8 protein-coding genes and 1 tRNA gene are annotated in these 12,147 nt (G+C 56.2%); all 9 read right to left on the bottom strand.

The features are described 5' to 3' along the window. Window positions 1-113: 113 nt before the first annotated feature. Complete coding sequence (rpoC, locus tag FX984_RS16190) at window positions 114-4,313, bottom strand: DNA-directed RNA polymerase subunit beta' (RefSeq protein WP_027605165.1); 4,200 nt, start codon at window positions 4,311-4,313, stop codon at window positions 114-116. 64 nt (window positions 4,314-4,377) lie between these two features. Next, entirely contained in the window at window positions 4,378-8,451 is a 4,074-nt protein-coding gene (gene rpoB / locus FX984_RS16195) for a DNA-directed RNA polymerase subunit beta (protein WP_027605164.1), read from the bottom strand. A 219-nt stretch (window positions 8,452-8,670) separates the two neighbouring features. Further along, window positions 8,671-9,036, bottom strand: coding sequence for a 50S ribosomal protein L7/L12 (gene rplL, locus FX984_RS16200; RefSeq protein WP_027605163.1), 366 nt, complete (start codon window positions 9,034-9,036; stop codon window positions 8,671-8,673). Window positions 9,037-9,114: 78 nt separating this feature from the next. Beyond that, on the bottom strand, window positions 9,115-9,615 hold the full coding sequence (gene rplJ / locus FX984_RS16205) for a 50S ribosomal protein L10 (protein WP_003176433.1): 501 nt from the start codon (window positions 9,613-9,615) through the stop codon (window positions 9,115-9,117). Between the two features lie 199 nt (window positions 9,616-9,814). Continuing rightward, a complete protein-coding gene (rplA, locus tag FX984_RS16210) occupies window positions 9,815-10,510 on the bottom strand; it encodes a 50S ribosomal protein L1 (RefSeq protein ID WP_003176434.1) in 696 nt (231 codons plus the stop codon). Further along, complete coding sequence (rplK, locus tag FX984_RS16215; protein ID WP_003176435.1) at window positions 10,510-10,941, bottom strand: 50S ribosomal protein L11; 432 nt, start codon at window positions 10,939-10,941, stop codon at window positions 10,510-10,512. The genes rplA and rplK overlap by 1 nt, the downstream gene beginning before the upstream one ends. 117 nt (window positions 10,942-11,058) lie before the next feature. Further along, a complete protein-coding gene (gene nusG, locus FX984_RS16220) occupies window positions 11,059-11,592 on the bottom strand; it encodes a transcription termination/antitermination protein NusG (protein WP_003176436.1) in 534 nt (177 codons plus the stop codon). Window positions 11,593-11,601: 9 nt separating this feature from the next. After that, window positions 11,602-11,970 (bottom strand): preprotein translocase subunit SecE, encoded by a 369-nt coding sequence (gene secE, locus FX984_RS16225; RefSeq protein ID WP_027605162.1) that lies wholly within the window; start codon window positions 11,968-11,970, stop codon window positions 11,602-11,604. A 45-nt stretch (window positions 11,971-12,015) separates the two neighbouring features. Then, window positions 12,016-12,091 (bottom strand) — tRNA-Trp (locus tag FX984_RS16230). Window positions 12,092-12,147 lie beyond the last annotated feature (56 nt).

Consider the following 12,147-nt stretch of genomic DNA (forward strand, 5'->3'; position numbering starts at 1 on the left):
ATCTTGCCCCCAGTCAAGGCAAGGCCCCGACCTCCCCTCCCGTCGAACCCGGGCAAAACTGCCTTGATCCGACGAATGGGGCTGCCAGGGCCCAGACTTATTTACCGCAGAACTCAGTTACCGCTTGAGTTCAGTGCTTCGGTCAGTGCAGCTTCCACTTCACTGGCGCTTACGCGCAACGGCTTGTCAGCATCACGGCGACGCTTACGCTCGCTGTGGTAAGCCAAACCGGTACCAGCCGGGATCAGACGACCCACGACCACGTTCTCTTTCAGGCCGCGCAGGTAATCGCGCTTGCCGGTTACCGCTGCTTCGGTCAGTACGCGAGTGGTCTCCTGGAAGGAGGCCGCCGAGATGAACGACTCAGTGGACAACGACGCCTTGGTGATACCCAGCAGTACGCGAGTGAACTTGGAAACGAATTTCTCGTCGCCAGCCAGACGCTCGTTTTCCACCAGCACGTGAGTCAGTTCCATCTGGTCGCCCTTGATGAAACTGGAATCGCCGGATTCAGCGATCTCAACTTTACGCAGCATCTGACGCAGGATGGTCTCGATGTGCTTATCGTTGATCTTCACGCCTTGCAGGCGGTAAACGTCCTGGATCTCGTTGACGATGTACTTGGCCAGCGCACTCACACCCAGCAGACGCAGGATGTCGTGTGGATCGCTCGGGCCGTCGGAGATCACTTCGCCGCGGTTTACCTGTTCGCCTTCGAACACGTTCAGGTGACGCCACTTTGGAATCAGCTCTTCGTACGGATCGGTACCGTCGTTCGGGGTAATGACCAGGCGGCGCTTGCCCTTGGTTTCTTTACCGAACGCGATGGTGCCGCTGACTTCTGCAAGGATCGACGCTTCTTTCGGACGACGAGCTTCGAACAAGTCGGCAACACGCGGCAGACCACCGGTGATGTCACGGGTCTTCGAAGTCTCTTGCGGGATACGTGCGATAACATCACCGATCGCGATCTTCGCACCATCCGCTACACCGACCAGGGCGTTGGCTGGCAGGAAGTACTGAGCGATTACGTCAGTGCCTGGCAGCAAAAGATCCTTGCCGTTGTCGTCGACCATCTTCACAGCAGGACGGATGTCCTTACCGGCAGCTGGACGATCTTTCGCGTCGAGTACTTCAATGTTGGTCATACCGGTCAATTCGTCAGTCTGACGCTTGATCGTGATGCCTTCTTCCATGCCCACGTAGGTCACGGTACCTTTCATTTCGGTAACGATTGGGTGAGTGTGCGGATCCCACTTGGCCACGATTGCGCCAGCGTCGACCTTGTCACCCTCTTTAACCGAAATCACAGCACCGTACGGCAGCTTGTAGCGCTCACGCTCACGACCATAGTCATCAGCGATTGCCAGCTCACCGGAACGGGACACAGCAACCAGGTGACCATCCACTCGCTCAACGTGCTTCAGGTTGTGCAGGCGGACAGTACCGCCATTCTTCACCTGAACGCTGTCGGCTGCGGAGGTCCGGCTTGCCGCACCACCGATGTGGAACGTACGCATGGTCAGCTGGGTACCCGGCTCACCGATGGACTGGGCGGCAATAACGCCGACCGCTTCACCGATGTTCACCTGGTGGCCACGAGCCAAGTCACGACCGTAGCACTTGGCGCAAATGCCGTAGCGGGTTTCGCAGCTGATCGGCGAGCGAACGATCACTTCGTCGATGCTGTTGAGTTCGATGAACTCGACCCACTTCTCGTCAACCAGAGTGCCGGCAGGAACGATAACTTCCTCGGTACCTGGCTTGAATACGTCACGGGCAATAACACGACCCAGTACGCGCTCACCCAGCGGCTCTACAACGTCACCGCCTTCAATGTGCGGAGTCATCAGCAGGCCGTGCTCGGTGCCGCAGTCGATCTCGGTGACAACCAGATCTTGCGCAACGTCTACCAGACGACGCGTCAGGTAACCGGAGTTAGCGGTTTTCAACGCGGTATCCGCCAGACCTTTCCGAGCACCGTGAGTAGAGATGAAGTACTGGAGTACGCTCAAACCTTCACGGAAGTTCGCAGTAATCGGCGTTTCGATGATGGAGCCGTCCGGCTTGGCCATCAGGCCACGCATACCGGCGAGCTGACGGATCTGCGCAGCAGAACCCCGTGCGCCCGAGTCGGCCATCATGTACATCGAGTTGAAGGACTCTTGGTCAACTTCTTCGCCGTGACGGTCGATGACCTTCTCTTTCGAGAGGTTGGCCATCATCGCCTTGGACACTTCATCGTTGGCCTTGGACCAAAGGTCGATCACTTTGTTGTACTTCTCGCCCTGTGTTACCAGGCCCGAGGCGTACTGGCTTTCGATCTCTTTCACTTCATCAGTAGCTGCACTGATGATGCGGGCTTTTTCATCAGGGATAACGAAGTCGTTAACACCGATGGAAACGCCGGAAATGGTCGAATAGGCAAAACCGGTGTACATCAACTGGTCAGCGAAGATCACGGTCTCTTTCAGACCAACTACGCGATAGCATTGGTTGATCAGCTTGGAGATCGCCTTTTTCTTCATCGGCAGGTTGACGACGTCGTACGACAGGCCTTTTGGCACAACCTGGTACAACAGCGCACGGCCTACGGTGGTGTCGACAATACGGGTGCCGCTCACGCTGCCGCCATCACGGTCGTTGACCGTTTCGTTGATGCGCACCTTGACCTTGGCGTGCAGTGCGGCTTCGCCGGCACGGAACACACGGTCAACTTCCTGCAGGTCAGCGAACACACGACCTTCGCCTTTGGCGTTGATCGCCTCACGGGTCATGTAGTACAGACCCAATACAACGTCCTGCGACGGAACGATGATTGGCTCACCGTTGGCTGGCGACAGAATGTTGTTGGTCGACATCATCAACGCACGCGCTTCCAACTGGGCTTCCAGTGTCAGCGGTACGTGCACGGCCATTTGGTCGCCGTCGAAGTCGGCGTTGTACGCAGCACAGACCAGAGGGTGCAGCTGGATAGCCTTACCTTCGATCAGTACCGGTTCAAACGCCTGGATACCCAGACGGTGAAGGGTCGGTGCACGGTTGAGGAGAACCGGGTGTTCGCGAATCACTTCAGCGAGAACGTCCCAAACCTCTGGCAGCTCGCGCTCGACCATTTTCTTGGCCGCTTTGATGGTGGTCGCGAGACCGCGCATTTCCAGCTTGCCGAAGATGAATGGCTTGAACAGTTCAAGTGCCATCTTCTTAGGCAGACCGCACTGGTGCAGACGCAGGGTCGGGCCTACGGTAATTACCGAACGACCAGAGTAGTCAACACGCTTACCGAGCAAGTTCTGACGGAAACGACCTTGCTTACCCTTGATCATGTCAGCCAAGGATTTCAGAGGACGCTTGTTGGAACCGGTGATAGCGCGGCCACGACGACCGTTGTCGAGCAGGGCATCGACAGCTTCCTGCAACATACGCTTTTCGTTGCGCACGATGATGTCCGGAGCGGACAGATCGAGCAGGCGCTTCAAGCGGTTGTTACGGTTGATCACACGGCGGTACAGGTCGTTGAGGTCGGAAGTCGCGAAACGACCACCATCCAACGGCACCAGCGGACGCAGATCTGGCGGCAGAACCGGCAAAACGGTCAGCACCATCCACTCTGGCAGGTTGCCGGAACCCTGGAAGGCTTCCATCAACTTCAGACGCTTGGACAGCTTCTTGATCTTGGTTTCGGAGTTGGTTTGCGGAATTTCTTCGCGCAGACGACCAATCTCGTGCTCCAGGTCGATAGCGTGCAGCAGTTCGCGGACAGCTTCGGCACCCATGCGGGCATCGAAATCATCACCGAACTCTTCCAACGCCTCGAAGTACTGCTCGTCGTTCAGCAGCTGACCTTTTTCAAGGGTAGTCATGCCTGGATCGATAACGACATAGCTCTCGAAGTAGAGAACGCGTTCGATATCACGCAGGGTCATGTCCATCAGCAAGCCGATACGGGACGGCAGCGATTTCAGGAACCAGATATGGGCAACCGGCGAAGCCAGCTCGATGTGCGCCATGCGCTCACGACGAACCTTGGCCAGCGCAACTTCAACGCCACACTTCTCGCAGATCACACCACGGTGCTTCAAGCGCTTGTACTTACCGCACAGGCACTCGTAATCCTTTACCGGGCCAAAGATCTTGGCGCAGAACAGGCCGTCACGCTCAGGTTTGAACGTACGGTAGTTGATGGTTTCCGGCTTTTTAACTTCACCGAACGACCACGAACGGATCATCTCAGGCGATGCCAATCCAATACGGATGGCGTCGAACTCTTCGACTTGACCCTGGTTTTTCAGCAAATTCAGTAGGTCTTTCAAGGCCTTTCCTCCTGGCGGAGCAGAGAGCGGGCTAAACAGCCCCGCTCTCGATTCGCGTCACGTGTTATTCGGTTTCCAGATCGATATCGATGCCGAGGGAACGAATTTCTTTGATCAACACGTTGAAGGACTCGGGCATGCCCGGCTCCATACGGTGATCGCCATCCACGATGTTTTTGTACATCTTGGTACGACCGTTCACATCGTCCGACTTCACTGTGAGCATTTCTTGCAGAGTGTAAGCAGCACCGTATGCTTCCAGTGCCCAGACCTCCATCTCCCCGAAACGCTGACCACCGAACTGAGCCTTACCACCCAGCGGCTGCTGGGTAACCAGGCTGTACGAACCGGTAGAACGAGCGTGCATCTTGTCGTCTACCAAGTGGTTCAGCTTCAGCATGTACATGTAGCCAACAGTAACCGGGCGCTCGAACTTATTGCCGGTACGGCCGTCGAACAGCTGCATCTGGCCGCTTTCTGGCAGGTCTGCCAGTTTCAGCATGGCCTTGATTTCGCTTTCCTTGGCACCGTCGAACACCGGGGTAGCCATTGGAACGCCACCGCGCAGGTTCTTCGCCAGATCCAGGATTTCCTGGTCGGAGAAGGTATCCAGCTCTTCCTTACGACCGCCGATCTCGTTGTAGATCTCGTGCAGGAACTTACGCAGGTCAGCAACCTTGCGCTGCTCTTCGATCATACGATTGATCTTCTCGCCCAGACCTTTGGCCGCGAGGCCAAGGTGGGTTTCAAGGATCTGACCAACGTTCATACGCGAAGGTACGCCCAACGGGTTGAGGACGACGTCGACCGGGGTGCCATTGGCATCGTGCGGCATGTCTTCAACCGGCATGATCACGGAGACCACACCTTTGTTACCGTGACGACCGGCCATCTTGTCGCCCGGCTGGATGCGGCGACGGATTGCCAGGTAAACCTTGACGATTTTCAGCACGCCTGGAGCCAGGTCATCGCCCTGCTGCAGTTTGCGCTTCTTGTCTTCGAACTTGTCGTCCAGCAGACGGCGACGATCAACGATATAGGCCTGGGCCTTCTCGAGCTGCTCATTAAGAGCATCTTCAGCCATGCGCAGTTTGAACCACTGGCCGTGCTCAAGACCGTCGAGGATTTCGTCGGTGATGTCCTGACCTTTCTTCAGACCTGCGCCGCCTTCAGCCTTGTGGCCTACCAGGGCGGAACGCAGACGTTCGAAGGTCGCGCCCTCAACGATACGGAACTCTTCGTTGAGGTCCTTGCGGATCTCGTCGAGCTGGGTCTTCTCGATGGACAGTGCACGAGCATCACGCTCGACGCCGTCACGGGTGAAGACCTGTACGTCGATGACAGTACCCTTGGTACCGGTAGGTACACGCAGGGAAGTGTCTTTAACGTCGCTGGCTTTTTCACCGAAGATGGCACGCAGCAGCTTCTCTTCCGGAGTCAGTTGGGTCTCGCCTTTCGGAGTGACCTTACCAACCAGGATGTCGCCCGCACCCACCTCAGCACCTACGTAAACGATACCGGCTTCGTCCAGCTTGTTCAGTGCAGCTTCACCCACGTTCGGGATGTCTGCAGTGATTTCCTCTGGCCCAAGCTTGGTGTCACGCGCCACACAGGTCAGTTCCTGAATGTGGATCGTGGTGAAGCGATCTTCTTGAACCACACGCTCGGACAGGCAGATGGAGTCTTCGAAGTTGAAGCCGTTCCATGCCATGAACGCGATGCGCATGTTCTGACCCAGAGCCAATTCACCCATATCGGTGGACGGACCGTCAGCCATGATGTCGCTACGCTGAACGCGATCACCCTTGCGCACCAGCGGACGCTGGTTGATGCAAGTGTTCTGGTTCGAGCGGGTGTATTTGGTCAGGTTGTAGATGTCGACACCGGCTTCACCGGTTTCAACTTCGTCATCAGCAACACGAACCACGATACGGCTGGCATCAACGGAATCGATCACGCCGCCACGACGAGCCACGACGCAAACGCCGGAGTCACGGGCTACGTTACGCTCCATGCCGGTACCTACCAGCGGCTTGTCGGCACGCAGGGTCGGTACAGCTTGACGCTGCATGTTGGAACCCATCAACGCACGGTTGGCGTCATCGTGTTCCAGGAACGGGATCAGCGACGCTGCGACCGAAACTACCTGCTTCGGCGATACGTCCATCAAGGTGACGTCTTCCGGCGCCTTGACGGTGAACTCGTTCAGGTGACGAACAGCTACCAGCTCGTCGATCAGGACCTTCTTGTCGTTCATCGTGGCCGAAGCCTGAGCGATCACGTGATCAGCTTCTTCGATGGCGGACAGGAACACGATCTCGTCGGTAACCAGGGCGTCTTTCACCACACGGTACGGGCTCTCAAGGAAGCCGTACTGGTTGGTGCGCGCATAGGCGGCCAGGGAGTTGATCAGACCGATGTTCGGGCCTTCCGGCGTTTCGATTGGGCATACACGACCGTAGTGAGTCGGGTGTACGTCACGCACTTCAAAGCCAGCACGCTCACGGGTCAGACCGCCCGGGCCCAGTGCGGAAACACGGCGCTTGTGGGTGATCTCGGAAAGCGGGTTGTTCTGGTCCATGAACTGCGAGAGCTGGCTGGAACCGAAGAACTCTTTCACCGCCGCAGCCACTGGCTTGGCGTTGATCAGGTCTTGCGGCATCAGGCCTTCGCTTTCAGCCATCGACAGACGCTCTTTGACCGCACGCTCAACACGCACAAGGCCAACGCGGAACTGGTTCTCGGCCATTTCGCCTACGCAGCGAACACGACGGTTACCCAGGTGGTCGATGTCATCGACGATGCCTTTGCCGTTACGGATGTCGACCAGAGTCTTCAGGACCGCAACGATGTCTTCCTTGCACAGCACACCCGAACCTTCGATCTCGGTGCGACCGATACGACGGTTGAACTTCATCCGGCCGACCGCAGACAGGTCGTAGCGCTCAGGGCTGAAGAACAGGTTGTTGAACAGGGTTTCTGCAGCGTCTTTGGTTGGTGGCTCGCCAGGACGCATCATGCGATAGATTTCTACCAGCGCTTCCAATTGGTTGCTGGTGGAGTCGATCTTCAGGGTGTCGGAGACGAACGGACCGCAGTCGATATCGTTGGTGTACAGGGTCTCGATGCGAACAACCTGCGCCTTGGCGATTTTGGCCAGGATCTCGGTGTTCAGCTCGGTGTTGCACTCAGCCAGGATTTCGCCTGTAGCCGGGTGAACGATGACCTTCGCGGTAGTACGGCCCAGGACATAGTCCAGGGGAACTTCCAGCTCTTTGATACCCGCTTTTTCGATCTGGTTGATGTGGCGCGCAGTGATACGACGGCCAGCCTCAACGATGACCTTGCCCTTTTCATCCTGAATGTCCAGGACAGCAATTTCACCACGCAGACGCGAAGCGATCAGCTCCAGCTTGAGGGTTTCATCCTTCAGGCTGAATACGTTGGTGGTGTAGAACGCATCCAGGACTTGCTCAGTGGTGTAGCCGAGCGCGCGCAGCAGTACCGAGGCCGGCAGCTTGCGACGACGGTCGATACGCACGAACACGCAGTCTTTCGGATCGAACTCGAAGTCCAACCACGAACCGCGGTACGGAATGATCCGCGCGGAGTACAGGAGCTTGCCGGAGCTGTGCGTCTTGCCGCGGTCGTGGTCGAAGAACACGCCCGGGGAACGGTGCAGCTGGGAAACGATAACGCGCTCGGTACCGTTGATAACGAAGGTACCGTTCTCAGTCATCAATGGGATTTCGCCCATGTAGACTTCTTGCTCTTTGATGTCCTTGATCGCTTTGTTCGACGACTCTTTGTCGAAAATGATCAGACGGACTTTTACCCGCAAAGGTACGGCGTACGTAACACCGCGCAACACGCATTCTTTGACATCAAATGCCGGTTCGCCCAGGCGATAACCGACGTACTCCAGCGCAGCATTGCCGGAGTAGCTGATGATCGGGAAAACGGATTTGAAGGCCGCATGCAGGCCCACGTCGCGGAACTGATCTTTGGTCGCTCCCGCCTGCAAGAATTCACGATACGAATCCAGCTGGATAGCCAGAAGGTACGGGACATCCATGACGTCCGGCAACTTGCTAAAGTCCTTGCGGATACGTTTTTTCTCAGTATATGAGTAAGCCATCAGCGTTCCCCAGCTTGGTCACCTGCTTGTTTGGCCCTCCCGACGGGAGCAGCCAGAAAATCTTGCAAACCCCATGGTTTGCACCACCGCATCGGGTGGCTACAGCGCGTTAATGGCGGCGACCGAGTCGACAGCCAAGAACGGAAAAAGGCCGGTGGCAAGAGCCACCAGCCATCAGCCTTCAGCTTAACGCTTGGGCTGGAGACGCAAGGTCGATGCTTACTTCAGCTCGACTTTAGCGCCTGCTTCTTCCAGAGTAGCTTTGGCTTTGTCAGCTGCTTCTTTGGCAACAGCTTCCAGAACCATGGCAGGAGCGCCGTCAACTACAGCCTTGGCTTCTTTCAGGCCCAGACCGGTCAGTTCACGTACTGCCTTGATCACGTTTACTTTCTTCTCGCCAGCTTCGGTCAGCATGACGTTGAATTCGGTTTGCTCTTCAACAACGGCAGCAGCAGCAGCTGGGCCAGCGGAAGCAGCGGCAGCGGAAACGCCGAATTTTTCTTCGAAAGCTTTGATCAGCTCAACAACCTGCAGAACCGACATTTCAGCTACGGCGTTGAGGATATCGTCTTGGGAGATAGACATTGCTGTATTTCCTGAATTGGGGGACGGCCTACGCGGCCATCGAAATAAACAAAAATACGCGAGAGAAGTTGCTCAGCCTTAGGCTGCGGCAGCTTCTTTTTGCTCGCGAACTGCAGCCAGAGTACGAGCCAGCTTGCTGGTAGCGCCTTGAATCACGCTCATCAGCTGCGAAATGGCTTCGTTGCGGGTCGGCAGTGTTGCCAGTACGTCGATTTGGTTAGCTGCGAGGAACTTGCCCTCGAACGCAGCTGCCTTGATCTCGAACTTATCCTGACTCTTAGCGAACTCTTTGAACAAACGGGCAGCAGCGCCTGGATGATCCTTGGAGAAGGCAATCAGAGTCGGGCCAGTGAACACGTCGTTGAGGACACTGTATTCAGTGTCAGCAACGGCGCGCTTGAGCAGGGTGTTACGTACAACACGTACGTATACGCCAGCTTCACGAGCCTCTTTACGGAGTCCGGTCATAGCGCCTACTGTCACACCACGGGCATCAGCCACGACAGCGGACAGAGCAGCTTTGGCAGCCTCGTTGACTTCAGCGACGATGGCCTTCTTGTCTTCGAGATTAATTGCCACGGGTTTAACTCCTGCTTGTTACCGTTTCATCTGGCCGGAGCCGGATGTCGTTTTGGTGTCTGATTCGGTAAGGAACCGGGAGCACCATCTGCGTAGGCTTGTTGGTTTAAGACTTGCGTCGCCTACGGTCTTGGATAGCCCCCGCCAGGCAGGGACCCCAATCTTTCAATTGGCGCAATCGCTTGCGCCAACTTGTGTCTTATACGTCCAGCGAGCCTTGGTCGATGACCAGGCCTGGGCCCATGGTGGTGCTCAGGGTAACGCGCTTGACGTAGATACCTTTCGAGGAAGCTGGCTTGATACGCTTCAGATCGGCGATCAGGGCTTCAACGTTCTCCTTCAGCTTGACGGCGTCGAAGCCGACCTTGCCAACGGAGGTGTGAATGATGCCGTTTTTGTCGGTACGATAACGAACCTGACCAGCCTTGGCGTTTTTAACCGCGGTAGCTACGTCTGGCGTTACGGTGCCAACCTTAGGGTTAGGCATCAGGCCACGCGGGCCCAGGATCTGACCCAACTGGCCTACAACACGCATTGCGTCCGGGGAAGCAATAACTACGTCGTAGTTCAGGTCGCCGCCTTTCATTTCGGCAGCCAGGTCGTCCATACCAACGCGGTCAGCGCCGGCGGCCAGAGCAGCTTCAGCTGCCGGGCCTTGAGTGAAGACAGCTACACGAACAGTCTTACCAGTACCGTGTGGCAGCACAGTAGCGCTACGAACGACCTGGTCAGATTTACGTGGGTCAACACCCAGGTTTACAGCAACGTCAACGGACTCGCTGAACTTGACAGTCGACAGCTCGGTCAGCAGAGCAGCAGCGTCTACAAAATTGTAGGACTTGCCCGCTTCGATTTTGCCGGCGATAGCCTTTTGGCGCTTGGTCAGCTTAGCCATTACACACCCTCCACGTTAAGGCCCATGCTACGAGCAGAACCGGCGATGGTACGCACGGCTGCATCCATATCAGCTGCAGTCAGATCCGCGTTTTTGGTTTTCGCGATTTCTTCCAGCTGAGCACGAGTTACGGTGCCAACCTTAACGGTGTTAGGACGAGCGGAACCGCTAGTCAGACCAGCAGCCTTCTTCAGCAGAACCGAAGCCGGGGTCGACTTGGTTTCGAAAGTGAAGCTACGGTCGCTGTATACAGTGATGATCACTGGAGTCGGCAGACCTGGCTCAAGACCCTGAGTACGGGCGTTGAAAGCCTTGCAGAATTCCATGATGTTCACGCCGTGCTGACCCAGGGCTGGACCAACAGGTGGGCTTGGGTTGGCCTGAGCGGCCTTCACTTGCAGCTTGATGTAAGCGGTAATCTTCTTGGCCATGAGGCACTCCAATTACGGGTTCAAGCGCCTCGAAAGGCTCCCCGGTTACTTGCGCGTTTATCCCAGTGACGACAAAACCCCACAGCCTAAGGCTGCGGGGTTGGGATGCTTACTCAGCTAGACCTTCTCGACCTGGCTGAATTCCAACTCTACCGGAGTAGAGCGACCGAAAATGAGCACCGCGACCTGGATCCGGCTCTTTTCGTAGTTAACCTCTTCGACGGTCCCGTTGAAATCAGCAAACGGACCATCTGTGACACGAACAACCTCACCCGGCTCGAACAACGTCTTCGGCTTGGGCTTGTCGCTACCGTCGGCGACACGACGCAGAATTGCTTCTGCCTCTTTGTCAGTGATCGGAGCAGGCTTATCAGCCGTACCGCCGATAAAACCCATAACACGAGGAGTGTCCTTGACCAAGTGCCAAGTACCTTCGTTCATGTCCATCTGTACCAGCACGTAGCCAGGAAAGAACTTGCGCTCACTCTTGCGCTTCTGACCATTCCGCATTTCAACCACTTCTTCAGTGGGAACCAGAATTTCGCCGAAGCCATCTTCCATGCCTGCCAGCTTTACGCGCTCCAGCAAAGAGCGCATAACATGCTTCTCGTAACCCGAGTAAGCATGCACAACGTACCAACGCTTAGCCACGGGACACCCTTAGCCAACAATCAAGGAAACAAGCCAGCCGAGCAGGGAATCAAGCCCCCACAACAGCAACGCCATAACCAGAACAACAGCCACAACAATCAACGTGGTCTGCGTGGTTTCTTGGCGAGTTGGCCAAACGACTTTACGAATTTCGGTGCGAGCTTCCTTCACCAGGACCGCGAAAGACTTGCCTTTGGCAGTCTGCAGGCCTACAAAGGCAGCTACAGCAGCAAGGGCGAGCAAAACGAGAACGCGGTACAGGATCGGCGAAGCAGAATAGTACTGGTTGCCAACAACGCCCACGACCACCAAAGCGACTACAGCGAGCCACTTGACGAGATCGAAACGAGAGCTTTGAGCTTCAGCCTTAGGAGTCATCTATGAAGATCCTGTGAAAAGAAAGCCAGACACACCACGTGAATCTGGCAGGTCAGGAGGGAATCGAACCCCCAACCTACGGTTTTGGAGACCGTCGCTCTGCCAATTGAGCTACTGACCTAAAACAAAATCAGGCCGACCATTATGCAGACCCGAAAAAGACTTTACAACAACCAA

The sequence above is a fragment of the Pseudomonas marginalis genome (assembly GCF_008692035.1).
Lineage (GTDB): Bacteria > Pseudomonadota > Gammaproteobacteria > Pseudomonadales > Pseudomonadaceae > Aquipseudomonas > Aquipseudomonas marginalis.

Excerpts from the sequence above, each read along its gene's own strand:
- rpoB (WP_027605164.1), bottom strand. The coding sequence starts at position 8,451 with ATGGCTTACTCATATACTGAGAAAAAACGTATCCGCAAGGACTTTAGC.
- rplL (WP_027605163.1), bottom strand. The coding sequence starts at position 9,036 with ATGTCTATCTCCCAAGACGATATCCTCAACGCCGTAGCTGAAATGTCG.
- rplA (WP_003176434.1), bottom strand. The coding sequence starts at position 10,510 with ATGGCTAAGCTGACCAAGCGCCAAAAGGCTATCGCCGGCAAAATCGAA.
- rplK (WP_003176435.1), bottom strand. The coding sequence starts at position 10,941 with ATGGCCAAGAAGATTACCGCTTACATCAAGCTGCAAGTGAAGGCCGCT.
- secE (WP_027605162.1), bottom strand. The coding sequence starts at position 11,970 with ATGACTCCTAAGGCTGAAGCTCAAAGCTCTCGTTTCGATCTCGTCAAG.